This is a genomic window from Frigoribacterium sp. ME-P-080, assembly GCF_030209595.1.
GTDB lineage: Bacteria > Actinomycetota > Actinomycetes > Actinomycetales > Microbacteriaceae > Frigoribacterium.
The window spans coordinates 668,533-692,606 of the sequence record NZ_JARVRR010000002.1 but is presented as its reverse complement, the minus strand read 5'-3'; the positions used below and the strand labels follow the sequence as shown (position 1 = coordinate 692,606).

The following is a 24,074-nucleotide window of genomic DNA, read 5'->3' as shown; positions in this document are numbered from 1 at the left end:
CCGTCCTAGGCGCCGGCGCCCTGAGGGGGCAGCGCCGAGATCACGGGGTGGTCCTTGGCGATGACGCCGACCTTGGCCGCGCCACCGGGCGAGCCGATCTCGTCGAAGAACTCGACGTTGGCCTTGTAGTACTCGGCCCACTTGTCGGGCAGGTCGTCTTCGTAGTAGATGGCCTCGACCGGGCAGACGGGCTCGCACGCACCGCAGTCGACGCATTCGTCGGGGTGGATGTAGAGCGAGCGTTCGCCCTCGTAGATGCAGTCGACGGGGCACTCGTCGATGCAGGCACGGTCTTTGACATCGACACAGGGAAGTGCGATCACGTACGTCACGTCTGGGGGGTTCCCTTCGCGTCGGGCAGGGCGTCCAGCTTATCGTCTGCCGGCTGTGCCTCGACCGCGGAGGTGCGGGCCGCGTCGCGGGGCGCCGTCGCTCCCCCGGCGGCCGGGCCCCGCAACCGCGGCCACCCGAGCACCACGAGGCAGATCAGGAACACTCCGCCGAGCCAGACCAGGGCGGGCGTGTTGTCGGGCACGAGGATCGACCCCCCGGGACTCGCCTGCCACAGGACGACGAGCGCCCCGATGAGACCGACGGCGGCGGCCCCGGCCATCGCCCGCGAGCCGAAGACCGAGCGGAGACCGGCGAGGAGCGTGAGGCTCATGAGCAACGCGAGCACGAGCCCGGACCAGAACGGCGAGCCGGCGACGGTGATCGTCGACTGGTGCATGACGGTGCCGATGGTGCCGAACACGGCCCCGGCGGCGAGCGCCAGGACGAGCGCGACGACGCGTCCGCCCGTCGTCATCCGGGCCATCTCGGAATCGCCCTCGTCCACCGTCGGCTCGGGCACGAAGCGGAACGACTCGCGGACCGTCACGGACTCGACGGCGCCGTGCGGGAACCGGATGCCGGCCTGGCCACCCGGGAGGTCGACGACCTCGACCTGACTGCGGTGGTCGCGGAGTGCGGCGAGCTTGCGAGGAGCCACGTGACGCGTGTCGGTCGTCAGCACGGTGTCGTCGGTGGCGAGGGCCTCGGCCTCCGCCCCCACGGCCGACTCGGCACCGGCCACGATCGCGAAGAACGGCACGCCGACGAGGCGGGCGGCACGCACGGCGACCCGGTTGGCCCGGACGTGGTCGGGGTGGTGGTACCCCCCGTCCTCGTCGTAGCTGACGATCGCGGTCGGGCGCACGGACTGGACGACGGCCGACAGGTCGCTCACGACCTCGCCGAACTCGGCGGCGCAGAACGCCGCGGGGTGCAGGTCGGGCGTCGGCCCGGCCACGCCGTCCGACCGCCAGACCATGCCGCTGTCGCGATAGACCCGCTCGGGGAGCCCCGGCGTGCGGGCACCGGCCGAACCGAGGAACCGGTGGTCGTCGACGCCGAGGTCTCGCATGGCGGCGGCGATCTCGCCCTCGCGGTGGACGGCGAGGGCGGCCTGGTCGGCCCGGAGGGCGGCGAGGTCGTCGGGGATCACCTCGCCCAGTTCGCCCCGGGTGCAGGTCACGACGGTGACCGCGGCACCGGCCTCGACCATCGCGGCGATGGTGCCACCCGTGGTGATGGTCTCGTCGTCGGGGTGGGCGTGGACGAAGAGCACGCGCTCGAGCCGAGGGTCGCCGGCGGTCGAGGGCGACGCGGGCGTCGGCGAGGCGGAGGAGTTCATCACTGGACAGGATATGCCGCGCCGCACTACTGTCGGTCTGGCTCAGGGTGCCCTTAGTGAGGTTAGCCTAACCATACCAGCCCGTTCGGTCCCTCTGCGGTCCGACCGGTCGACCGCGTCCCTGATCCCCATCCTGCTCGACGACGAGCTCCACTCCCCCGAGAAAGCCGTCCCCGTGCTCGCCAACTACCTCATCGGACTCCGAGAGGGCCTCGAGGCCGCTCTCGTGGTCGGCATCCTCATCGCCTACGTGGTCAAGGTCGGCCGACGCGACGTCCTCCCCCGCCTCTGGCTGGGCGTGGGCGCCGCGGTCGTCCTCTCGCTCGGCCTCGGCGCCGTGCTCACCTTCGGCACCTACGGGCTGACCTTCCAGGCCCAGGAGATCATCGGCGGCGGTCTCTCGATCGTGGCCGTGGGCTTCGTGACCTGGATGGTCTTCTGGATGGCCCGCACCGCGCGCGGCCTGCGCGGCGAACTCGAGTCGGGCCTCGAGCGAGCCCTCGGCGGCGGCGCCTGGGCGGTCGTCGCGCTGGCCTTCCTCTCGGTCGGTCGCGAGGGCATCGAGACCGCTCTCTTCGTCTGGGCCACCGTGCAGTCGACCGGCGGCGGCGCGACGCCGCTGGTGGGTGCGCTCCTCGGCATCGTCACGGCGGTCGCCGTCCAGGTGGCGATCTACCGTGGCGTGGTCCGCCTCGACGTCGCCCGGTTCTTCCGGGTGACCGGCTACTTCCTCGTCGTCGTCGCGGCGGGCGTCCTCGCCTACGGGGTGGGCGACCTGCAGGAGGCGTCCGTGCTGCCGGGCCGCGCCTCCCTGGCCTTCGACGTGAGCGCTGCCGTTCCGCCGACCAGCTGGTACGGCACCCTGCTCCAGGGGCTCGTGAACTTCACCCCGACGCCGAGCTGGCTGCAGGTCGTCGTCTGGCTCGCCTACCTCGCCGTCGTCGTCCCCCTCTTCGTGCGGGCGACCCGCCGACGTCGACCCGGTACCACGACCCCGTCCGGCTCGTCCGCGACCCTCGGCACGTCCGTCCCCTCGACCACCCCGTCACCCCGCACCGCAGGAGCATCACGATGATCGCCAGCCCCCTCCGCCCCCTCGCCGTCGCCTCGGGCGTCGCCGCCCTCGCGCTGGCCCTGACCGGCTGCGTCGCGAACGCTCCCGCCGGCTCCTCCGCGGCCACCGCCGTGACCGTCGACGGCTCCGACGACACGTGTTCGCTCTCGACCACCTCGGTCCCGAGCGGCCCCGTCACGTTCACCATGACGAACACCGGCAGCGACAACAGCGAGTTCGAACTGCTCGCCGACGACGGTCTCCGCATCATCAGCGAGAAGGAGAACATCGGCCCCGGCACGACGGGCTCGATGACGGTCTCGGTGCCGGCCGGCGACTACTACACCGCCTGCGTCCCGGGACTCGTCGGAGAAGGCGTCCGCGCCTCCTTCACGGTGACCGACTCGGGCGCGGCCGTCGAGGCGACGGGCAGCGAGAAGCAGCAGATCGACGCCGCGGCGACGGCGTACGTGGGCTACGTGAAGGACCAGACCGGGCAGCTCGTCACGGCGACCGACGAGTTCCTCGCCGCGTACACCGCCGGCGACGACGAGAAGGCCCGGTCGCTCTACCCGTCGGCGCGGGCGCACTACGAGCGCATCGAGCCGGTGGCCGAGTCGTTCGGCGACCTCGACCCGAAGATCGACTTCCGCGAGGCCGACGTCGAAGCCGGCACCGAGTGGACCGGATGGCACCGCATCGAGAAGGACCTCTGGCAGCCCGCGGCGTCCGAGAACGGAGGCGCGGCGTACGTCCCCCTGACGGCCGACGAACGTGCCCGCTACGCCGGCCTGCTGACGAGCGACACGAAGGACCTCTACGACGAGGTCACCGCGGACGACTTCACGGTCGGGATCGACGCGATCGCCAACGGCGCGGTCGGCCTGATGGACGAGGTGGCCACCGGCAAGATCACCGGCGAGGAAGAGATCTGGTCGCACACCGACCTCTACGACTTCCAGGGCAACCTCGAGGGCGCCCGGGTGGCGTTCGACGGCGTGCGCGACATCGTCGACCAGAAGGACCCCGAGCTGGCGACCTCCATCGACGCCCGGCTGACGAAGGTCGAGACCCTGCTCGCGGGATACGGCAGCCTCGACACGGGGTACCCGTCGTACACCGACCTGACCGACGCCGACAAGAAGAAGCTGTCGGATGCCGTCAACGCCCTCAGCGAGCCGCTCAGCGAGCTGACCTCCGCGCTGGTCGCCTGACGGTGACGGAGGGAGGCGGCCTCTCGCGCCGCGGTCTGCTGGGGCTCGTCGGGACGGGCGTCGGAGCCGGCGTCCTCGGCCTCGGGGTCGGAATCGGCACGGACCGAGCCGTGCAGACCCACGCCGACGGGTCCTCCGGGGCCTCGCCGTCGTACCCGTTCTTTGGTCGGCACCAGTCGGGCATCGTCACCGCCGCGCAGGACCGCCTGCACTTCGCCTCGTTCGACGTCGCGGACGGGGTCTCCCGCGCCGAACTCGTCGAGCTGCTGAAGGACTGGAGCTACGCCGCGTCGAGGCTGACGGCCGGTCTCGACGTCAGCCCGACGGGCGCCACGGGCGGCAGCCCCCTGGCGCCGCCGGACGACACGGGCGAGGCCACGGGTCTGCCCGCGGCCGGGCTGACCGTGACGATCGGGTTCGGTCCGACGCTGTTCACCACGAGCGACGGCACCGACCGTTTCGGGCTCGCCTCGAAGCGGCCTCCAGCCCTCGTCGACCTGCCCCACTTCTCGGGCGACCAGCTCGTGGCGGCCGCGAGCGGCGGCGACCTGTGCGTACAGGCCTGCAGCGACGACCCGCAGGTCGCGGTGCACGCGATCCGCAACCTCTCGCGGATCGCCTTCGGCCGCGCCTCCTTGCGGTGGTCGCAGCTGGGATTCGGTCGGACCTCGTCGACGACCCGTGGCCAGACGACGCCCCGCAACCTCTTCGGCTTCAAGGACGGCACGGCCAACGTCAAGGCCGAGGACGTCACCGCGGTGGAGGACGGCGTCTGGGCGACCGCGTCCGACGGCGCCGGGTGGATGAGCGGCGGCTCGTACCTCGTCGCGCGCAAGATCCGCATGACGATCGAGACGTGGGACCACGCCTCGCTGGCCGAGCAGCAGACGGTCGTGGGTCGGGACAAGGGCGAGGGGGCTCCGCTCTCGGGCGGCACCGAGTTCACGGCCCCCGACTTCGCCGCGTCCGCCCCGACCGGTGGCGGGCCGGCCATCGCACCCGACTCGCACGTCGCCCTGGCGCACCCCCAGAACAACGACGGGGCCACGCTGCTGCGCCGCGGCTACAACTTTGTCGACGGCAACGACGAACTCGGCCGCCTCAACGCCGGGCTGTTCTTCATCGCCTTCAACCGGGACCCGCGGCGGCAGTACGTGCCCATCCAGCAGGCGCTGTCGCGGAACGACCGGATGAACGAGTACGTGAAGCACGTCGGATCGGGCATCTTCGCCGTTCCACCGGGGGCGTCCCAGGACGGCTGGGTGGGCGAGACCCTCTTCGCCTGACGCGACCGTCGGGCCCCGGGACTCGCCGAGACCCGCGGGACTCGCACAGTCCGTCGGGATGCGCCGCGGTCGCTCAGACGGACGTGACGACGTAGGTGGCGATCGCCTGGCCCTCGCTGTCGGTCGAGACGGTGAGCACGACGCGGTAAGCGGAACCCGTGAACGTGCCGAAGCCGCTCTCGGCGTCGGTGTCGACCCCGGAGGCCGTGAACCCGGCGGCCTCGAGCTGCTGTTGGGCGACGGTGAACTGGTCGGCACCCGAGACCGCGATCTGGGCCACCCAGCCGGTGCCGTCGGGACCGGCTCCCCCACCGCGGGTCGTCCCGGGGACGAGCGGGACCTCGGTCGGGAAACTCGCGGGCAGGGTGCCGTCGGTCGTGATGCCGGCACCGTTCAGCGCCTCCCCGGCGGCGTCCTCGACGGCCTTCTGCGCCGTGCCCTTGAGGCTCTCGATGCCGCTGTCGACCGCGCCACCCACGATGTTGTCGACGGGCGAGCCCGCGCCGCAGGCGGTGAGGCCGGTCACGAGGCCGGCCGCCAGCGCGAGCGTGGCGGCGGAGCGGGCGAGGGTCGTCTTCTGCATCAGCACCCCGCGAGGCTAACCGCGGTCGCTGAGGGCGGGCGTGGAACGTGCCGACGATGCACGAAGGAGGCGGCCCGCAGTGGTGCGGACCGCCTCCTCGATGGGTGGTGCGGTGGAGCGGTGCTGCTTAGGCGTTCTGCTTCTTCAGGCGAGCGGTGCTGCGCTGGCGGGCGCTGGCGTCGAGCTCGACCTTGCGGATGCGGATCGCGTCGGGGGTGACCTCGACGCACTCGTCGTCACCGGCGAACTCGAGGGCCTCTTCGAGAGAGAGCACCTTGGAGGGCGTCATCGACTCGAAGTTGTCGGCCGTCGACTGACGCATGTTGGTCAGCTTCTTCTCTTTGGTGATGTTGACGTCCATGTCGTCGGCGCGCGAGTTCTCGCCCACGACCATGCCCTCGTAGACCTCTTCGGTCGGCTGCACGAAGAACGACATGCGCTCTTGCAGGTTGATGATCGCGAAGGGGGTGACCACGCCGGAGCGGTCGGCGATGATCGAGCCGTTGGTGCGGGTCGAGATCTCGCCGGCCCAGGGGCCGTAGCCGTGGCTGATGCCGTTGGCGATGCCGGTGCCGCGCGTGTCGGTGAGGAACTGCGTGCGGAAGCCGATCAGGCCGCGCGAGGGGACGATGAACTCCATGCGGACCCAGCCCGAGCCGTGGTTCGCCATGTTCTCCATGCGGCCCTTGCGGGCGGCCATGAGCTGCGTGACGGCGCCGAGGTACTCGTCGGGCACGTCGATGGTCATGTGCTCGAACGGCTCCTGGAGCTTGCCGTTCTCGTCACGACGCGTGACGACCTGCGGCTTGCCGACGGTGAGCTCGAAGCCCTCACGGCGCATCTGCTCGACGAGGATGGCCAGCGCGAGCTCGCCGCGACCTTGGACCTCCCACGCGTCGGGACGTCCGACGTCGAGGACCTTGAGCGAGACGTTGCCGACCAGTTCGCGGTCGAGGCGGTCCTTGACCATGCGGGCGGTCAGCTTGTGGCCCTTGACCTTGCCGATGATCGGCGAGGTGTTCGTGCCGATGGTCATCGAGATGGCCGGGTCGTCGACCGTGATGGTCGGCAGCGGGCGCACGTCGTCCGGGTCGGACAGCGTCTCGCCGATGGTGATGGTGTCGAAGCCGGCGACGGCGACGATGTCGCCGGGGCCCGCGCTCTCGGCGGGGTAGCGGCTGAGGGCCTTCGTGATCAGCAGCTCGGTGATCCGTGCGTTCTGGACGGAGCCGTCGGACTTGACCCAGGCGACCGTCTGGCCCTTCTGCAGGGTGCCGTGGAAGACGCGGAGGAGCGCGAGACGACCGAGGAACGGCGAGGCGTCGAGGTTGGTGACGTGCGCCTGCAGGGGGTGCTCGTCGTCGTAGCGCGGTGCCGGCACGTGCGTGAGGATCGCCTCGAAGAGGGGCTCGAGGTCGGGGTTGTCGGGCAGCGAGCCGTCGTCGGGCTTGTTCGTCGACGCGGCGCCGTTGCGACCCGAGGCGTAGACCACGGGGACGTTGAGGATGGCGTCGAGGTCGAGGTCGTCGACCTCTTCGCTCAGGTCGCTGGCGAGACCGAGGAGGAGGTCCTGGCTCTCGGCGACGACCTCGTCGATGCGCGCGTCGGGGCGGTCGGTCTTGTTGACCAGCAGGATGACGGGCAGCTTGGCCGCGAGGGCCTTGCGCAGCACGAAGCGCGTCTGGGGCAGAGGGCCCTCGGACGCGTCGACGAGCAGCACGACGCCGTCGACCATCGACAGGCCGCGCTCGACCTCGCCGCCGAAGTCGGCGTGGCCGGGGGTGTCGATGACGTTGATGGTGATGGGGCCGTCGGTCGCGTGGGCACCGTTGTAGAGCACCGAGGTGTTCTTCGCGAGGATCGTGATGCCCTTCTCGCGCTCGAGCTCGTTGCCGTCCATCATGCGGTCTTCGGTGTCGAAGTGCGCGTCGAACGAGTTGGTCTGCTTGAGCATGGCGTCGACGAGGGTCGTCTTGCCGTGGTCGACGTGGGCCACGATCGCCACGTTGCGCAGGTCGCTGCGGATGGCAGTCGCCATGGATGTATTCCTTACGAGAAGAGAGAGGGGGAAGTGGTCGGGTCGGAGCCCGGCGGGAACAGTCTACGGCACGTGGTAAAGGGGCCCCTCCGCCGTGCTCTCGGCACGGCGGAGGGGCCCCTTCGACACCAGGAGGCGCGGGTCGACTACCGGCCGAACTCGAAGTTCGCGCCGGGGATCGCCTCGAGCAGTTCGCGGGTGTACTGCTGCGCCGGGTTCGCGAAGATGTCGTCCGTGGTGCCGGCCTCGACGACGCGACCCTTCTGCATGACGCTGACGTTGTCCGCGATGAGGCGGACGACGGCGAGGTCGTGCGTGATGAAGAGGTAGGTCAGCCCGAGTTCGGTCTGCAGGTCGGTGAGCAGGTCGAGGATCTGCCCCTGGACGAGGACGTCCAGTGCCGAGACCGCCTCGTCGAGGACGATGACGTCGGGCTTGAGGGCGAGCGCCCGAGCGACGGCGATGCGCTGGCGCTGACCACCGGAGAGCTCGTTCGGGTACCGGTTGACCGTCGACGCGGGCAGGGACACCTGGTCGAGCAACTCGCGGACGCGGGCTTGACGGCTGGCCCGGTCGCCGATGCCGTGCGTGACGAGCGGTTCGGCGATGGTGTTGCCCACGCTGTACATCGGGTCGAGCGAACCGTAGGGGTCCTGGAAGACCGGCTGGACGCGACGACGGAAGTCGAAGAGCTCGCGGCCCTTCAGCGCCCCGACGCTCTGGCCGCCGACCGCGACGGTGCCCGAGGTGATCGACTCGAGCTGGAGCACGAGCTTGGCCACGGTCGACTTGCCCGAACCGGACTCGCCCACGAGTGCCATCGTCGTGCCCCGCGGGATCGAGAAGGACACGTCGTCGACGGCCCGGAGTTCGGTCGTCTTGAAGCCGCCCTGGCGGATCTTGTAGACCTTGGACAGGTTCGTCACCGAGATGTACTCGGAGTCCTTCTTGCCGGCCTCCTCGCGCTGACGGGCGCGAGCGATGAGCTCGGCGTCGTCGGCGCCTTCGTCGGAGATCGCGAGCCCGTGGGAGTGCGTGGGAGCGATGCTCGACTGGATGCGCTGGCTGGCCAGCGAAGGAGCGGCGGCGACGAGTCGCTGCGTGTAGGGGTGCTGAGGATTGGCGAGGATCTCTTTGGACGGCCCCGACTCGACGACGCGACCCTTGTACATGACGACGAGCTTCTCGGCCCGTTCGGCGGCGAGGCCGAGGTCGTGCGTGATGAAGAGCACCGAGGTGCCGTAGTCGCGGGTCAGGGTCTCGAGGTGGTCGAGGATGCGGCGCTGGACGGTCACGTCGAGGGCCGAGGTGGGCTCGTCGGCGATCAGGAGCTTGGGCCGCGACGACAGGCCGATGCCGATCAGCACACGCTGGCGCATGCCGCCCGAGAACTGGTGGGGGAACTGCTTGAGGCGCTCGCCCGCGTCGTTGAGCCCGGCCTCCTTCAGGACGTCGATGGCTCGCTGGCGCACGGCCTGCTTGCCGGTCGCGACGCCGTTCGCCCGGATGGCCTCCTCGACCTGGAAGCCGATGCTCCAGACGGGGTTGAGGTTCGACATGGGGTCCTGCGGCACGTAGCCGATGTCGCGACCACGGATGGCCTGCATCTCGGACGCGCTGACCTTCGTGAGGTCCTTGCCCTCGAAGAGGATCTGGCCGCCGGTGACCTCTCCCGTGCCGGGCAGCAGGTCGATGATCGACGTGGCGGTCGTCGACTTGCCCGAGCCGGACTCGCCCACGATCGCGAGGCTCTCGCCCTGGCGGATCGTCAGGTCGACCCCGCGCACGGCGTCGACGTACCCGGCCTGCGTCTTGAAGCCGATCTTCAGGCCCTTGATCTCGAGCAGGGGCGTCGAGGACGACGCGGTGCCCGCCGTCTCGGGTCGGGTTGAGGTGTCGGTCATCGACGTGCCCTCGCCTTCGGGTCGAGGGCGTCGCGCACGACGTCGCCCATGAGGAGGAACGACAGCACCGTCACGGACAACGCCGCTGCGGGCCAGAAGAGGGGCATCGGCGCGACGCGGAGCGAGTTGCGTGCGGCGTTGATGTCGTTGCCCCAGGACATGGTGCTCGGCGGCAGCCCGATGCCGAGGAACGACAGCGTCGCCTCGGCCACGATGAACGTGCCGAGTGAGACGGTCGCCACGACGATGACCGGGGTGATGGCGTTCGGCACGACGTGTCGGACCAGGATGCGGAAGCGGGACACGCCGAGCGCCGCGGAGGCCGTGACGTAGTCGGCGGCCCGGGCGCTGAGGACCGAACCACGCATGACGCGCGCGATCTGGGGCCAGGCGAACACCGACAGCACGAGGGCCACGGTGAGGGGCGTCCTGGTCGGCAGGATGGACATCAACACGATGGCACCGAGGACGGTGGGGATCGCGAAGAAGATGTCGCCCAGGCGCGAGACGATCGCGTCGAGCCATCCGCCGTAGAACCCGGCGAGCGACCCGATGACGATGCCGACGATCGTGACGATGATCGTCGCCAGCAGTCCGACGGTCAACGAGGCACGGGTGCCCCAGACGATGCGGGCGAACACGTCGGTTCCCTGGAAGGTGAAACCGAGCAGGTGCCCGGCCGACGGGCCCTCGTTGCTGCGGGGCAGGTCGGCGGCCGTCGGCGAGACGCTGGTGAACAGCCCCGGGAAGAGCGCCACCATGATGACGACGACGATGAGGAACGCCGCGATCCAGAACGTCGGGCGACGCTTCATGGCGTCCCACGCGTCGTTCCAACTGCTGCGGGGTTTCTCGGACTCGTCGATCGCGTCGACGGCCTTGACGGGCGTCTCGTCGAGATCGGCGACGAAGTGGTCGGCGGACAACGCCGACGAGTCGTTACTTGGCATAGCGGATCCTCGGGTCGAGAAGGGCGTACAGCAGGTCGACGAGGAGGTTGGCGATCATGAAGATGATCACCATCACGGCGACGAACGAGACGACGGTGGGGCCCTCGCCGAGCGTGATCGCCCGGTAGACGGTTCCGCCGACGCCCTGGATGTTGAAGATTCCCTCGGTGACGATGGCACCGACCATCAGCGAACCGATGTCGACGCCGAGGTAGGTGACCACGGGGACGAGCGAGTTGCGCAGGATGTGCACCGTGACGACGCGGCCACGGGTGAGGCCCTTCGCCGACGCGGTGCGCACGAAGTCCGCGCTCGAGTTCTCGGACACGGAGGCGCGGGTCAGGCGGACGATGTACGCGAACGACACCGAGGCGAGCACGATGGCCGGCAGGACGAGTTCGTCCCAGGGCGCCTGCGAGCTGACCGTCGTGCGGAACAGGCCGAGCTGGATGCCGAAGACGTACTGCAGCAGGAAGCCGATGACGAACGTCGGCACCGAGATGAGCAGCAGGCTGACGACAAGGGCGCTCGTGTCGAAGAGCTTGCCCTTGCGGAGCCCGGCGATCAGGCCCACGACGATGCCGGCGACGGCCTCGAAGAGCAGGGCGAGCATCGCGAGCCGGAACGTGATCGGGAACGCGCGGATCAGCTCGTCGACCACGGGACGCCCGGAGAAGGTCGTTCCGAGGTCGCCGGTGAACAGGCCGCCGATGTACAGCAGGTACTGCACGATGAACGGTTGGTCGAGGTTGTACTCGGCGCGGATGGCCTCGATGACGGCCGGCGACGGGGTCTTGTCGCCGAACAGCGCCGCCACGGGGTCACCGGGCAGCGCGAAGACCATGAAGTAGATGAGGAACGTCGCCCCGAAGAAGACGGGGATCAGTTGGAGGAGCCGGCGTCCGGTGTACCAGAGCATCAGGCTTCCTCGGACGTCTGCGCGTGCATCGTTATCGCAATCGTGTGGAGGGAGAGGTGGGTGGGCCCGCCGAAGGGGTCCGAACAGTGCGAACACTGCCCGGACCCCGTCGAGCGTCGGTCGAGCGCGTGAGCGACGACCTTACTTGGTTACTTGGTGATGTTCTCGTAGATCGGCACGGAGTCCCAGCCGTACTCGACGTTGCTCACCGTGTCGGCCCAGACGCCGTTGACGTTCGCGTACCACAGCGGGATGATCGGCAGGTCCTTGAGCAGGACCTCCTGGGCCTTCTGGTACGAGGCGTTCGCGTCGTCCACGTCGCTCGCGGCGCTGCCCTCGGCGAGCAGGTCGTCGAACTCGGGGTTCGAGTACTTGCCGTCGTTCGAGCTGCCGTCGGTGGCCATCGTCGGGTACAGGAAGTTGTACAGCGACGGGTAGTCGGCCTGCCATCCCGAACGGAAGGCACCGGTCATGGCACCACCCGAGGCGTCGGTGCGGAACTCGGCGAAGGTCGGGTAGGGCTTGCCCTCGGCCTTGATGCCCAGCGTCTTCGAGATGTTCGCGGTGACCGCGTCCACCCACTCCTGGTGTCCACCGTCGGAGTTGTAGCCGATGGTGAACGTGGTGTCGCCGTAGGGCGAGATCGCGTCGGCCTGGTCCCAGAGGTCCTTGGCCTTGTCGGCGTCGAACGAGAGGACGCTCTCACCCTCGAGCTCGTCGGTGTAACCGGGGATGACGGGCGAGGTGAAGTCCTTGGCCGGCGTCCGCGTGCCCTGGAAGATGACCTTCGTGACGTCGTCGCGGTTGATGGACATCGAGATGGCCTGACGACGCAGGTCGCCCTCTTCGTCGTCACCGAAGTGAGCGAGGTACTGCGGGATCGTCATGCCCTGGAAGACCGCGGCGGGCTGGTTGACGTTCGTGTCGGGGAAGTCGCTCTGGTACGTCTGGAACGCCGCCGGGCCGATCTGGTCGAGCACGTCGAGGTTGCCACCCTGCACGTCGGCGTAGGCCGAGTCGAGCGAGGTGTAGAAGTTGATGTCGAGCCCGCCGTTCTTCGGCTTGCGGTTGCCGTCGTAGTCGGGGTTCGTCTTGAGCTTGATGCCCTGGTTGTGCGTCCAGGCGCCTTCACCGTCGAGCATGTACGGGCCGTTGCCGACCGGGTTCTCGCCGAACGCGGCGGGGTCGGCGTAGAACGACTCGGGCAGCGGCGAGTAGGCCGAGTAGCCGAGGCGCAGCGGGAAGTCGGCCTCGGGGGTGTTGAGCGTGACCGTGAACTCGGTCGGGCTCTCGACGGTGAGGTCGAGGTCGCTCTGCTCGGTGTCGCTGTAGCCCTTGAAGTTCTCGAAGAACGAGCTGCCGGACGAGTTCGCGACGTTGTCGAAGCTCGCCGCCCAGTTCCAGGCCTTCGTGAACGACTCGCTCGTGACGTCGGTGCCGTCGGTGAACTTCCAGCCGTCCTTGAGCGTGACGGTCCACACGGTGGCGTCGTCGCTCTCGATGCTGTCGGCCACCTCGTTCTTGGTGGTGCCGTCGGCGTTGTAGCTGACGAGACCGGCGAAGATCGAGGTGACGATGCGGCCACCACCGGTCTCGGTGGTGTTCGACGGGACGAGCGGGTTCTCGGGCTCGGTGCCGTTCGTCTTGATGATCGCGGTAGCGTCACCGGACGACGTGTCGTCGTCCCCGCTGCCGCTGGCGCAACCGGTGAGGACGAGTGCTGCCGTCCCCACGACGGCGACGGCCGACAGGCCCATGCGCGTCTTCTTCAATGTTCCTCCTGATGCGGGAAAGGACGCAGCACTGTGCCCAGGGGCCGTGCCGCGTTGGATGGTGTGAGCCTAGGCACCCCGTTCGGGCATCACCAAACCCCGACGTCAACGGTTACACGACGGAAACCAACTCGCCGGATCGTTGCGTCGGCACCCGGTTCGTTGCGCGTGGGGCCTGAAGTTCGCATGAATCGGCTGCGAGAAATCCGCCACCTGGCAGGTATTGTTCTCCGCCACGGCAGGAGGCGCGGGTCGGCCCACTCACGCCGGTCCCGTACGATCGCCCCCGTGAGCCGCCCCCAGGACCCCGCCTCCGCCGTGACGCCACGTGATGCCCTCGCACCGCGCCCGGCCCCGATGACCCGTGCGCGCCTCCGGGTCGAGATCGCGATCGTCCTCGGCCTCTCGCTCGGCGCGTCGGCCGTGTACTCGGTGCTCTCGATCGTCAACCGGCTCACCCAGCAGACCGCCCTCTCGCAGCAGACCGCCACGCTGAACTCACCACTGAGCAGTCGGGAGTTCTTCGACCTCGCCTACCAGGTGCTCGGCGTCGCGGTGGACCTCGTGCCGGTGGTGCTCGTGGCTTTCCTGCTGTGGCGCGAGGAGCGACCCCACCTGGGACGTCTCGGCGTCGACTTCTCGCGTGCCGGACGGGACACCCTCGGCGGCGTCGGGCTGGCCCTCGCCATCGGCATCCCCGGCATCGGCCTCTACCTCGTGGGCAAGGCGCTCGACCTGACGGTCACCGTCGTGCCGACGAACCTCGGCGAGCACTGGTGGACCGTCCCCGTGCTGCTGCTCTCGGCGCTGCGCGCGGGGGTGACCGAGGAGGTGATCGTCGTCGCGTACCTCTTCGCGCGCCTCCGCGACCTCGGTTGGCGCACGTGGTCGATCATCGTGACGGCGGCCCTGCTCCGCGGCAGCTACCACCTCTACCAGGGGTTCGGCGCCTTCGTCGGCAACGTGGTCATGGGCGTCGCCTTCGGCTGGCTCTACGTACGGTTCGGCCGGGTGCTGCCGCTCGTCGTCGCGCACGTCCTGATGGACGCGGCCGTCTTCGTGGGTTACCCGTGGGCCGCGACGACCTTCCCCACCCTCTTCGGGCTGCCGTCCTGACGCACCGGGAGGGATCGTCCGGGGACGCTCGCGGGCGGAACTGGGTCTTGACACTCGTTCGGGGGGCGAGTCTGATGTACCCACGGGTCGGAGCACCCCGAGCTAGCCACACAGCGTGAGCTGTCCCCCGGGCGTCGATCGGGACGGTCGCCGCTACGTGAACGCCCTCCGCGACACTCGGCGGCCGACGCCCGAGGGACCCAGAGGGAACCGCCAGCACTCGACGGGATCGGGTGCTGGCGGTTTCCCGTCCGAGGCGCGGTCGGCGCCCGACGCGATCTAGGCGAACGCCTCGGCCGGCGGGCAGTTGCAGAACAGGTTGCGGTCACCGTAGGCCTGGTCGATGCGACGCACCGGCGGCCAGTACTTGCTGCGCACGAGCGAGCGGACCGGGTACACGGCCTCTTCGCGGCCGTACTCGGCGGTCCACTCGCCCACGACGACCGACTCGGCCGTGTGGGGCGCACCGCGCAACGGGCTCGACTCGGCGGTGTACCGACCAGCCGCCACGGCGTCGGCTTCGCCCTTGATCGCGATCATCGCGTCGACGAAGCGGTCGATCTCGGCGAGGTCCTCGCTCTCGGTCGGCTCGACCATGAGGGTGCCCGCGACGGGGAACGACATGGTCGGGGCGTGGAAGCCGTAGTCGATGAGGCGCTTGGCCACGTCGTCGACGGTGACCCCGGTCGCGTCGCGCAACGGCCGCAGGTCGAGGATGCACTCGTGCGCCACGAGGCCGTTCTCGCCCGCGTACAGCACGGGGAAGTGCTCACGGAGGCGGGCGGCGACGTAGTTGGCCGCCAGGACGGCCGCCCCGGTCGCCCGGGTGAGGCCCTCGGTGCCCATCATGCGCACGTAGGCCCAGCTGATCGGCAGGATGCTCGGCGACCCGTACGGAGCACTCGAGACGGGCACGCCGGCGTGGGCGAGACGGTCCCCCTCGGCCGCGGGGGCCGAACCCGTGCGACGGTCGGCCTGCTGGGCCATCGGGTGACCGGGCAGGAAGGGCGCGAGGTGGGCTTTCGCCGCGACCGGGCCCACGCCCGGACCGCCCCCACCGTGCGGGATGCAGAAGGTCTTGTGCAGGTTGAGGTGCGAGACGTCGCCGCCGAAGTCGCCGAAGCGCGCCACCCCGAGCAGGGCGTTGAGGTTCGCCCCGTCGACGTAGACCTGGCCTCCGGCCGCGTGCACGGCGTCGGTGAGGGCGACGATGTCGTGCTCGTACACGCCGTGCGTCGACGGGTAGGTGATCATGAGCGCCGCGAGCTGGGCCGCGTGCTGCTCGACCTTGGCGCGCAGGTCGTCGAGGTCGACGTTGCCGCCCTCGTCACAGGCCACCACGACGACGCGCATGCCCGCGAGCACCGCGCTGGCCGCGTTCGTGCCGTGCGCGCTCTGCGGGATCAGGCACACCGTCCGCTCGCCGTCGCCGTTCGACAGGTGGTAACCGCGGATCGCGAGGAGACCCGCGAGTTCGCCCTGGCTGCCGGCGTTGGGCTGCAGCGAGACCGTGTCGTAGCCCGTGACCTCGGCCAGCCATCCCTCGAGCTGACCGATCAGGTCGAGGTACCCTGCCACGTCGTCGGCCGGGGCGAACGGATGCACGCCGGCGAACTCGGGCCAGGTGACCGCGGCCATCTCGGTCGCCGCGTTGAGCTTCATCGTGCAGCTGCCGAGCGGGATCATCCCGCGGTCGAGCGCGTAGTCCTTGTCGGCCAGGTGCTTGAGGTAGCGCATCATGCTGGTCTCGCTGCGGTGGGTGCGGAAGACCGGGTGCGTGAGGTAGTCGCTCGTCCGCAGCAGCGCCTCCTGCAGGCCTGAGGGCGCGGCATCGTCGAGCAGGTCGACGCCGAGCACCTCGGCGACGACCCGGACGTCGTCCCGCGTCGTGGTCTCGTCGAACGAGAGACGGACGCAGTCGTCGTCGACGGCGTGCAGCAGGTAGCCCCGAGCGTGTGCCGCGGCGACGATCTCGGCCGCCCGACCCGGGACGAAGACCTGGAGGGTGTCGAAGAACGAGTCCCGCTCGAGCTCGAGCTCGCTCGCCCCGATGGCGGCCGCCAGGTCGGAGGCGTGGCCGTGCACGCGCGTCGCGATGTGCCGCAGCCCCCAGGGGCCGTGGTAGACCGCGTACATCGACGCCATCACGGCGAGCAGCACCTGTGCGGTGCAGATGTTCGACGTGGCCTTCTCGCGACGGATGTGCTGCTCGCGGGTCTGCAGGCTGAGGCGGTAGGCGGGCTGCCCGAGGGCGTCCTGCGAGACCCCGACCAGGCGCCCGGGCAGCTGACGCTCGAGCCCCGTGCGGACGGCCATGTAGCCCGCGTGCGGACCGCCGAAGCCCATCGGCACGCCGAAGCGCTGGCTGGTGCCCACGGCGACGTCGGCCCCGAACTCGCCGGGTGCCTCGATCAGCGTGAGCGCGAGCAGGTCGGCGGCTACGACGGCCAGACCGCCCTGGGCGTGGGCCGCCTCGACGACGGCGCGCGGGCTCCAGACGGACCCGGACGCCGCGGGGTACTGGACGAAGAGACCGAACGACTCGGGCAGCTCGGCGGGGTCGAGCACCGAGAGGTCGAGCTCGACGAGTTCGATGCCGACGGCCTCGGCGCGGCCGGCGAGCAGGGCCTTGGTCTGCGGGAAGGTGTCGCTGTCGACGACGAAGACGTCGGTCTTCGCCTTGGACGCACGGCGGGCCAGCAACATGCCCTCGACGACGGCCGTGCCCTCGTCGAGCATCGACGCGTTGGCGGTCGAGAGCCCGGTCAGCTCGGCCACCATCGTCTGGAAGTTGATGAGGGCCTCGAGTCGACCCTGCGAGATCTCGGGCTGGTAGGGGGTGTAGGCGGTGTACCAGCTGGGGTTCTCGAGCACGTTGCGCTGGATGACGGCCGGGGTGACGGTGTCGTAGTACCCGAGACCGAGGAGGCTGCGCGAGACGCGGTTGCGCCCCGCGAGGGCCCGCAGCTCGGCGAGCGCCTCTTCTTCGCCGATCGGCTCGGGCAGCACGCTGCCCTCGACGGGCGCGGCGTGGATCGCGTCGGGCACGGCGGCCGCGACGAGCGACTCGACGCTGTCGTGCCCAACAGCGGCGAGCATGGTCGCCTGGTCGTCCGGGGTGGTGCCGACGTGGCGGTCGACGAAGCCGGTGGCGACCTGGTCGGACCAGCCGCCGAAGACGGACCCGCCCGTCTGCTCGGCGCTCATTCGGCGGTCAGCGCGACGTACTCGTCGCGCGAGAGCAGGCCCTGGCCGTCGGTCGACGACAGGGTGATCTTGATGAGCCAGCCGTCGCCGAACGGGTCGCTGTTGACGAGGTCGGGGCTGTCGACGACGGCCTGGTTGGCCTCGAGGACCGTGCCGAGCGCGGGGGCGAACAGCTCGCCGACCGACTTGGTCGACTCGATCTCGCCGACGACCGTGCCGGTCTCGACCTCGGTGCCCTCGGCGGGCAGGTCGACGTAGACGACGTCGCCCAGTTTGTCGGCGGCGTAGTCGGTGATGCCCACGGTGGCGGTGTCGCCGTCGATCAGGAGCCACTCGTGCTCGGCGGTGTACTTCAGTGCGGTGAGATCGGTCATGGCCGGTCCTTTCGAGGGAGGGGGTGCCTAGGAGCGCTTGTAGAAGGGCAGCGGGACGACGGTGGCGGCGACGGCGGTGCCGCGGACGTCGACGGCCAGGGCGGGACCGCGGTCGACGACGTCGGGGTCGACGTAGGCCATGGCCACCGGGTGGCCGAGGGTGGGCGACAGCGCGCCGCTCGTGACCTCGCCGACGACGGTGCCGTCGTCGGTGACGACCGGGTAGCCCGCCCGGGCGGCCCGGCGCCCGGTGAGCGTCAGTCCGACGAGGACGCGGGCGCCGGCGGCGGGCTCGACGTTCGAGCGCCCGACGAAGTCCTTCGAGGTGTCGACGACCCGGCCGAGCCCCGCCTGGTCGGGGCGGACGTCGAGGCCGAGTTCGTGGCCGTAGAGCGGCATGCCGGCCTCGAGACGGAGCGTGTCGCGGCTGGCCAGCCCCGCGGGGACGATCCCCCGTGGTCCGCCGGCCTCGGCGATCGCGGCCCACAGCGACGGGGCGGTCTCGGGGTCGACGTAGAGCTCGAAGCCGTCCTCGCCGGTGTACCCGGTGCGCGCGATCAGCACGGGGGCGTCGTCGAAGGTGGCCTGCAGCACGCGGTAGTACCGCAGGGTGGACAGCGGGGCGTCGGGCTGGAGGCGGTCGGCCGTGACGAGTTCGTCGAGCACGCCCTCGCTCTCGGGCCCCTGGACCGCGATCAGCGCGGTGTCGTCGCTCTCGTCGTCCACGGTGACGTCGAACCCGGAGGCGCGGGTCGCCAAGGCCGCGAACGCCGCCTCGCGGTTGCCCGCGTTGGCCACGACCAGGAAGTCGTGCTCGTCGAGGCGGTAGACGACCAGGTCGTCGACGATCCCGCCCTCGGCGGCGAGCAGGAGCGAGTACTTCGCCCGCCCGACGGCGATGGTCGAGAGGGTGCCGGCCAGGGCGTGGTCGAGGAAGGCGCCGGCGTCGGGCCCCACCACGGCGATCTCGGCCATGTGCGAGAGGTCGAACAGCCCCGCGGCGGTGCGGACGGCGTGGTGCTCGGCGAGGTCGGAGTCGTAGCGGACCGGCATCTGCCACCCCGCGAAGTCGGTGAAGACGGCGCCGGCGGCGACGTGGACCTCGTGCAACGGGCTGTAGCGCTCGTCGGGCTCGTCGGTACCGGTCAGGTCGTGGGCGTCGCCCGGCCCGGTGGCGATGCCCTCGGTGCCGTCGTCGGAGAGGACGACGTCGCCGTCGAGCACGGCGGACGCGTCGGCACCGCCGAGGTCGTCGTCGTCGGGCCCGGGGGCGGCGGGAAGGTTCGAGGCTGCGTCGGACATCGTGCTCCTGAGAGGGACGGACCGGCCGCCAGGTGTCTCGGCCGGGAACGGTGTCGTGCGGATGGGGCACGACGGGGCAGCCCCGTCCGGCGGTCCGCCGGTCGGGGCTCCCCCTCTGTCATGGGCCTGAGAGCTTCACCGGCCGAGGCCGGTTTTCACCGTGGGCGAGGACCGGCGAGGGGGTCTGTCGACCGCCTCGCGCCTCCTGCTTTTCAGAGTGGCCAGTCCGTCGCGGTACGCGTACCTGAGAGATTGGCGGGGAGCTTGCTCCTTCGGTGCCCGGTCGGCGCAGTCTCTGCGCACCGGGGCTCTCCCGCGACGTGTTCGTGGCCCGATGTTCGATTGTGGCGCCAGCCTAGCGTCGTCGTGTGACACGCAGGTTTCGGGATCTCACGCGATCCGGGCCACCCGGACGACGACGGACGCCCCGACCGGGTGCGGTCGGGGCGTCGTGGGGTCGTGCGGGTGCGTCAGACGGCGCGGGAGGGCTGCCCGGGCTCGGGCGAACCGGCCGCCTCGTGCTCGGCGACGAGCTTGCGCACGTCGTCCGCCAGTTGGGCGACGCCCTCAGGCAGCATCTCGAAGCCCTCGCGGTTGCCCGGGTTGACGACGAGGCCGGTCTCGGCCGGGATGGCCTGGACGAGCTCGGCCGCCGGGAGGGTCGCCGAGAACTCGGCGACGCCCTTGACCTGCTCGCCGATCATGTCGACGTGGGTGAAGGCGGCCAGCATGGGCACGCCCTCGCGGTCGAAGAGCACGGGCTGCAGGTCGTTCAGCGACTCCTGCGCGTCGGTGGCCGTGGCGACGACGACCTGGGCGTTGACGAACTCGGCGAGCACGCTGTTCATGTCGCCCTCACCCGCCTGGCCCTTGCTGATGGCCTGTTCGAGTGCGGTCTTTTCGCGGTTGTCCGTGTCGGTCATCCGACCAGCCTGCCGGGCGAACCTCCGTGTCGGCTCAGCGTCGCGCGTGGTGGGCGGCCCGGCCACTCGCTACCCTGTGCAACACCCCGCCGTGTCGCACCCACCTCGAGGAGCCCTCGTGCCCCGCAGCCTCCGCCCGTCCCCCCGAACCACCGCCCCGGCCCTCGCCGTCACGGGTCTGGCCCTCGTGCTGCTCGTGTCCGGGTGCGCCGGGGGCGCGCCGGCCTCGTCGCCGGGCCCGACGGCCGCGGCGTCGCGGACGCCCACGCCCACGGCCTCGGACGACGCGACGGCCCTGCCCGACGCCACCGCGCTCCCGACGACCGAGCCGCCCGCCCCCGCCACGGCCCAGGCCCAGGAGGCGCCCCCCGCCTGGCACGCGTGCGTCACGGCGATCGGTCAGCAGTACCCCGACCTGCCGTACCTCGGCGACGTGTGGGCCTACGAGGCCGATGACGTCCGCGACAGCGCCACGGGCGCGGTGGCCACCGTCACGATGGGCCACCTCGCCGACGGCCGCCCCGCGACGGAGTGGACCTGCCAGATCTCGGGCACCCCCGACGCCCCGGTCGTCGACTCCGTCACCCCGGCCGACGTCTGAGTCCGGTCACGGACCACCGCGCCGGGGGCCGACCGCCTCACCGCGCGACGGCGACGACGACCGTGCCGTCGATCTCGCCGTCGCGCACGACCCGGGCCCGCAGGCCCGCGGCGACCAGCGCCTCCTGCGTGTCGGGAGCCTGACGCTCGCTCGTCTCGAGGACGAGTGTGCCGCCCGGTGCCAGCCACTCGCCGACCTCGGCGGCGATCCGTCGGTGGAGGTCGAGCCCGTCGGCCCCGCCGTCGAGTGCGAGCGACGACTCGTGGAGGCGCGCCTCGGGCGGCAGGGACGAGATCGCCCCGGTCGGCACGTAGGGCGCGTTCGCCGCGATCACCCGGAACCGGCCGCGCAGCGACGGGGGCAGCCCGTCGAACAGGTCGCCCCGGACGACGGTCCCCCTCCCGTCGAGGTTGCGACGGGCGCAGTGCACGGCGACCGGGTCGAGGTCGGTGGCCCAGAGGTCGAGACCGGGGTGCTCGGCGGCGAGCACGGTCGCGACGGCGGCGGCACCGCAGCAGAGCTCGAGCACGGCGGGGGAACGGGTCGCCGGACCGTCGCCGTCGTCCACGGGTGCCGCATCGTCCACGAGCGCCGCCGAGGCCTGCCCCAGGACCAGCTCGGTCCGACGGCGGGGCACGAAGACGCCCGGCTCGACGACGATCCGCCGCCCCGCGAACTCCGCCCAGCCGAGGATCTGCTCGAGCGGTCGTCCGGCGACGCGATCGACGACCATCGACTCGAGCGCGTCAGCGTCGGCGTCGGCGTCGGCCTCGGCGTCGGCCTCGGTTCCGGCGTCGGCGTCGGGCCGGGTTCCGGCGTCGGCGGCGGCCACCAGCAGGCGCGCCTCGTCCTCGGCGAAGACGCAGCCCGCGGCTCGGAGGCGGCGCGCGACGATCAGCTCGCGGTCGGCCTCCGGGATCGTCACGCGCCCACGCTAGACCGACGCGTAGGCTGACGAGACCCGACGGCACGAGGGAGAACATGAAGCCGCTGACCGAGACCGACATCCGCGAGTCGTTCGTCAACGCCCTGCCGGGCGACCTCGACCGCCTGCCGATCCCCGGACTGCACGAGATGCTCTGGGAGGAACGCGAGTTCCTCGGCTGGCGCGACCCGCAGGCCCACCACCGCGGCTACATCGTCCACTGGATGGACGGCCGACCCGTCGGACTCGTCGTCCGGTCGTCGAGCAGTTCGCTGCGCCCCGGCATCGCCGCCATGTGCTCGCTCTGCCACTCACCCCAGCCGGCCACGCAGGTACGCCTCTTCACCGCCCCCAAGGCCGGCGAGGCCGGGCTCAACGGCAACACGCTCGGCACCTACATCTGTGAAGACCTCGCCTGCTCGCTGCTGATCCGGGTCGCTCCCCCGCACCTCAACCCGCCCGAGCAGATCGCCCGCCGCTCGGCCGGCCTCGCCGAACGGGTGCAGGGCTTCACGGCCAACGTCATGAAGACCGCCTGACGCGCGGCCGCTCCGCCGACCGCACCGCGCCTCCCGTCGTCCCCCACCCGCTCCCCCTCCCGTCACCACCGAAAGGCACCGTCGTGTCCGTCGTCAAGATCAACGCCATCCACGTCCCCGAGGGCTCCGGCTCCGAGCTAGAGAAGCGCTTCGCCGCCCGCAAGCACTCGGTCGACGGGGCGGAGGGGTTCGAGGGGTTCCAGCTGCTGCGTCCCGTCAAGGGCGAGGACCGCTACTTCGTCGTGACGACCTGGCGCAGCGAAGAGGACTTCGCGGCCTGGTCGGTCGACGGCGCCAAGGCCGCCCACGCCCGCCCCGCCGCATCCGGCGACGCCCCGCGCGGGCCCGTCGCGACGGGTGCCGACCTGCTCGAGTTCGAGGTCGTCGACCTCTGACCGGGACGGTCGCGCCGGGGCGTCCGGCCGGCGTCGGCACGGCTCGTTCGACGTCGAGCGACCGGGGGCGAGGATGACAGCGATCTCCAGGCTTCGCGCGTAGTCTCCTGCCCAATCGCCGACCCGCTCGGGGCCCGGCGTGAGAGGTCGCGATCGTCATGAAGAAGTCCACCCGCTGGGCCACCGCCGCCGCAGTCCCCGTGGCCGTCATCGCCGCGAGCATCGTGGTCCCCGCCGTCTCGGCCACGGCGGACGTCGACCTGCCCGACAAGACGCCGCAGCAGGTGCTGGCCCTCGCCGCCTCGAGTTCGGGAGCGTCCTACTCGGGCACGGTCGAGCAGACCTCCGACCTCGGGCTGCCCGACGTGTCGGCCCAGGCCACGGGCGGCGGATCGTCGTCCGACGCCGCCGGTGCCCTCGAACTGCTGACCGGCAGCCACACGGCCAAGGTCTACGCCGACGGCGCCACGAAGCAGCGCGTCCAGGTGATCGACCAGCTCGCCGAGCGGGACGTCATCCGTGACGGGTCGAGCGTGTGGGCCTACGACTCGAAGACGAAGGAAGCGACGCACGCGACGCTGCCCGACCAGGGGAGCACCCCGACGCCGAGCGCCCTCCCCGACGGCACCGCCGTGCCGCAGACGCCCGCCGAACTGGCCGACCTCGTCCTGTCGTCGGTCGAGCCCACGACGACCGTCACGGCCGACTCCGACGTGAGGGTGGCCGGACGCGACGCGTACCAGGTGGTCCTGACCCCGAAGGACTCCTCGACGCTCGTCGCGAGCGCGACCCTCACCGTCGACGCCGAGACCGGCGTCCCGCTCAAGGTGGTCGTCGCCGCGAAGGGGCAGAGCGATCCGGCGCTGTCGGCCGGCTTCACCTCGGTCGACTTCGGCGCCCCCGCGGCGTCCGTCTTCGCGTTCACTCCCCCGGCGGACGCGACCGTGACCGACGTGACCGTGCCGACCGGCGCCTCCGGACGGTCGCACGGTGACGCGGCGCACGCCGAGAAGACCGTCATCGGCTCCGGCTGGAGCACGATCGTCGGGGTCACCCCGGCTTCCGGGTCGAGCGACGGCACCTCGTCGACCGATGCCGACGCCCAGGGTCTGCTCGACCAGCTGACCACGAAGGTCGACGGTGGCCGGGTACTCGAGACGTCGCTGGTGTCCGTCCTGCTGACCGACGACGGTCGGGTGTTCGCCGGGGCGGTCGACGCCTCGACCCTGCAGGCCGCCGTGGCCGGGCAGTGACCTCCGGCCGGTGAGCCTCGACACCCCCGTCGCCCAGGCACCCG

General features: G+C 70.9%; 21 protein-coding genes and 1 riboswitch. Of the genes, 8 read left to right on the top strand and 13 right to left on the bottom strand.

Features of this window, described 5'->3' with window-relative positions; all coding sequences use genetic code 11:
• Positions 1-5: 5 nt before the first annotated feature.
• Together fdxA and QRN23_RS04730 are read right to left on the bottom strand one after the other, a co-directional pair.
• Complete coding sequence (fdxA, locus tag QRN23_RS04735) at positions 6-332, bottom strand: ferredoxin (protein ID WP_043595461.1); 327 nt, start codon at positions 330-332, stop codon at positions 6-8.
• A complete protein-coding gene (locus QRN23_RS04730) occupies positions 329-1,675 on the bottom strand; it encodes a PIG-L family deacetylase (RefSeq protein ID WP_285062735.1) in 1,347 nt (448 codons plus the stop codon). The genes fdxA and QRN23_RS04730 overlap by 4 nt, the downstream gene beginning before the upstream one ends.
• A 175-nt stretch (positions 1,676-1,850) precedes the next feature.
• Between QRN23_RS04730 and efeU the strand changes: the two genes are divergently transcribed.
• From efeU to efeB, 3 genes are read left to right on the top strand one after another with little or no spacing between them, the layout of a single operon-like run.
• A complete protein-coding gene (gene efeU / locus QRN23_RS04725; protein WP_056048699.1) occupies positions 1,851-2,750 on the top strand; it encodes an iron uptake transporter permease EfeU in 900 nt (299 codons plus the stop codon).
• Entirely contained in the window at positions 2,747-3,943 is a 1,197-nt protein-coding gene (gene efeO / locus QRN23_RS04720; RefSeq protein ID WP_285062734.1) for an iron uptake system protein EfeO, read from the top strand. The genes efeU and efeO overlap by 4 nt, the downstream gene beginning before the upstream one ends.
• Positions 3,940-5,229, top strand: coding sequence for an iron uptake transporter deferrochelatase/peroxidase subunit (gene efeB, locus QRN23_RS04715; protein WP_502874809.1), 1,290 nt, complete (start codon positions 3,940-3,942; stop codon positions 5,227-5,229). Before efeO ends, efeB begins: the two co-directional genes overlap by 4 nt.
• A gap of 73 nt (positions 5,230-5,302) precedes the next feature.
• On the opposite strand, the gene QRN23_RS04710 is transcribed toward efeB, so the two are convergent.
• From QRN23_RS04710 to QRN23_RS04685, 6 genes are all read right to left on the bottom strand, one after another.
• Complete coding sequence (locus QRN23_RS04710) at positions 5,303-5,818, bottom strand: hypothetical protein (RefSeq protein WP_123571557.1); 516 nt, start codon at positions 5,816-5,818, stop codon at positions 5,303-5,305.
• Between the two features lie 121 nt (positions 5,819-5,939).
• The gene (gene typA / locus QRN23_RS04705) at positions 5,940-7,850 is read right to left on the bottom strand and encodes a translational GTPase TypA (RefSeq protein WP_043595466.1); all 1,911 of its coding nucleotides are present in this window, start codon (positions 7,848-7,850) and stop codon (positions 5,940-5,942) included.
• 146 nt (positions 7,851-7,996) lie between these two features.
• Entirely contained in the window at positions 7,997-9,754 is a 1,758-nt protein-coding gene (locus QRN23_RS04700) for a dipeptide ABC transporter ATP-binding protein (protein WP_192122745.1), read from the bottom strand.
• Positions 9,751-10,704: an ABC transporter permease gene (locus tag QRN23_RS04695; protein WP_056048708.1), complete on the bottom strand. Its 954-nt coding sequence runs from the start codon at positions 10,702-10,704 to the stop codon at positions 9,751-9,753. Before QRN23_RS04695 ends, QRN23_RS04700 begins: the two co-directional genes overlap by 4 nt.
• Positions 10,694-11,623, bottom strand: coding sequence for an ABC transporter permease (locus tag QRN23_RS04690; RefSeq protein WP_043595472.1), 930 nt, complete (start codon positions 11,621-11,623; stop codon positions 10,694-10,696). The genes QRN23_RS04695 and QRN23_RS04690 overlap by 11 nt, the downstream gene beginning before the upstream one ends.
• Before the next feature lie 149 nt (positions 11,624-11,772).
• Positions 11,773-13,395 carry a peptide ABC transporter substrate-binding protein gene (locus tag QRN23_RS04685; RefSeq protein WP_056048711.1) on the bottom strand — a complete coding sequence of 541 codons (1,623 nt, stop codon included), beginning with the start codon at positions 13,393-13,395 and terminating at the stop codon, positions 11,773-11,775.
• Positions 13,396-13,752: 357 nt separating this feature from the next.
• On the opposite strand from QRN23_RS04685, the gene QRN23_RS04680 reads away from it, so the two are divergent.
• The gene (locus tag QRN23_RS04680) at positions 13,753-14,511 is read left to right on the top strand and encodes a CPBP family intramembrane glutamic endopeptidase (protein WP_123571560.1); all 759 of its coding nucleotides are present in this window, start codon (positions 13,753-13,755) and stop codon (positions 14,509-14,511) included.
• A 279-nt stretch (positions 14,512-14,790) separates the two neighbouring features.
• Here the strand turns inward: QRN23_RS04680 and gcvP are convergent, their stop codons facing one another.
• From gcvP to QRN23_RS04660, 4 genes are all read right to left on the bottom strand, one after another.
• On the bottom strand, positions 14,791-17,610 hold the full coding sequence (gene gcvP, locus QRN23_RS04675; RefSeq protein ID WP_249408433.1) for an aminomethyl-transferring glycine dehydrogenase: 2,820 nt from the start codon (positions 17,608-17,610) through the stop codon (positions 14,791-14,793).
• A gap of 104 nt (positions 17,611-17,714) precedes the next feature.
• Positions 17,715-18,092 (bottom strand): glycine cleavage system protein GcvH, encoded by a 378-nt coding sequence (gene gcvH, locus QRN23_RS04670; protein WP_056048718.1) that lies wholly within the window; start codon positions 18,090-18,092, stop codon positions 17,715-17,717.
• 27 nt (positions 18,093-18,119) lie between these two features.
• Positions 18,120-19,241: a glycine cleavage system aminomethyltransferase GcvT gene (gcvT, locus tag QRN23_RS04665; RefSeq protein WP_216844374.1), complete on the bottom strand. Its 1,122-nt coding sequence runs from the start codon at positions 19,239-19,241 to the stop codon at positions 18,120-18,122.
• A 375-nt stretch (positions 19,242-19,616) separates the two neighbouring features.
• A riboswitch (glycine riboswitch) is annotated at positions 19,617-19,720 on the bottom strand.
• A gap of 144 nt (positions 19,721-19,864) precedes the next feature.
• Positions 19,865-20,317 (bottom strand): SseB family protein, encoded by a 453-nt coding sequence (locus QRN23_RS04660; RefSeq protein WP_054144917.1) that lies wholly within the window; start codon positions 20,315-20,317, stop codon positions 19,865-19,867.
• A 118-nt stretch (positions 20,318-20,435) separates the two neighbouring features.
• Between QRN23_RS04660 and QRN23_RS04655 the strand changes: the two genes are divergently transcribed.
• The gene (locus QRN23_RS04655) at positions 20,436-20,918 is read left to right on the top strand and encodes a hypothetical protein (RefSeq protein ID WP_192122749.1); all 483 of its coding nucleotides are present in this window, start codon (positions 20,436-20,438) and stop codon (positions 20,916-20,918) included.
• Positions 20,919-20,955: 37 nt separating this feature from the next.
• Here QRN23_RS04655 and QRN23_RS04650 read toward each other — a convergent pair whose 3' ends face one another.
• On the bottom strand, positions 20,956-21,843 hold the full coding sequence (locus QRN23_RS04650) for a putative protein N(5)-glutamine methyltransferase (RefSeq protein WP_285062732.1): 888 nt from the start codon (positions 21,841-21,843) through the stop codon (positions 20,956-20,958).
• 56 nt (positions 21,844-21,899) lie between these two features.
• Between QRN23_RS04650 and QRN23_RS04645 the strand changes: the two genes are divergently transcribed.
• The 3 genes from QRN23_RS04645 to QRN23_RS04635 all read left to right on the top strand — a co-directional run bounded on the left by QRN23_RS04645 (position 21,900) and on the right by QRN23_RS04635 (position 24,030).
• Positions 21,900-22,382: an FBP domain-containing protein gene (locus QRN23_RS04645; protein ID WP_056048726.1), complete on the top strand. Its 483-nt coding sequence runs from the start codon at positions 21,900-21,902 to the stop codon at positions 22,380-22,382.
• Positions 22,383-22,465: 83 nt separating this feature from the next.
• On the top strand, positions 22,466-22,777 hold the full coding sequence (locus tag QRN23_RS04640; RefSeq protein ID WP_285062731.1) for an antibiotic biosynthesis monooxygenase family protein: 312 nt from the start codon (positions 22,466-22,468) through the stop codon (positions 22,775-22,777).
• Between the two features lie 158 nt (positions 22,778-22,935).
• The gene (locus tag QRN23_RS04635; RefSeq protein WP_285062730.1) at positions 22,936-24,030 is read left to right on the top strand and encodes a LolA family protein; all 1,095 of its coding nucleotides are present in this window, start codon (positions 22,936-22,938) and stop codon (positions 24,028-24,030) included.
• Positions 24,031-24,074: the final 44 nt, after the last annotated feature.

Coding starts and splice junctions, on each gene's coding strand:
- QRN23_RS04730 (WP_285062735.1), bottom strand. CDS start 1,675: ATGAACTCCTCCGCCTCGCCGACGCCCGCGTCGCCCTCGACCGCCGGC.
- efeO (WP_285062734.1), top strand. CDS start 2,747: ATGATCGCCAGCCCCCTCCGCCCCCTCGCCGTCGCCTCGGGCGTCGCC.
- typA (WP_043595466.1), bottom strand. CDS start 7,850: ATGGCGACTGCCATCCGCAGCGACCTGCGCAACGTGGCGATCGTGGCC.
- QRN23_RS04700 (WP_192122745.1), bottom strand. CDS start 9,754: ATGACCGACACCTCAACCCGACCCGAGACGGCGGGCACCGCGTCGTCC.
- QRN23_RS04695 (WP_056048708.1), bottom strand. CDS start 10,704: ATGCCAAGTAACGACTCGTCGGCGTTGTCCGCCGACCACTTCGTCGCC.
- QRN23_RS04690 (WP_043595472.1), bottom strand. CDS start 11,623: ATGCTCTGGTACACCGGACGCCGGCTCCTCCAACTGATCCCCGTCTTC.
- QRN23_RS04680 (WP_123571560.1), top strand. CDS start 13,753: ATGACCCGTGCGCGCCTCCGGGTCGAGATCGCGATCGTCCTCGGCCTC.
- gcvP (WP_249408433.1), bottom strand. CDS start 17,610: ATGCTCGCCGCTGTTGGGCACGACAGCGTCGAGTCGCTCGTCGCGGCC.
- gcvH (WP_056048718.1), bottom strand. CDS start 18,092: ATGACCGATCTCACCGCACTGAAGTACACCGCCGAGCACGAGTGGCTC.
- QRN23_RS04660 (WP_054144917.1), bottom strand. CDS start 20,317: ATGACCGACACGGACAACCGCGAAAAGACCGCACTCGAACAGGCCATC.
- QRN23_RS04645 (WP_056048726.1), top strand. CDS start 21,900: ATGAAGCCGCTGACCGAGACCGACATCCGCGAGTCGTTCGTCAACGCC.
- QRN23_RS04635 (WP_285062730.1), top strand. CDS start 22,936: ATGAAGAAGTCCACCCGCTGGGCCACCGCCGCCGCAGTCCCCGTGGCC.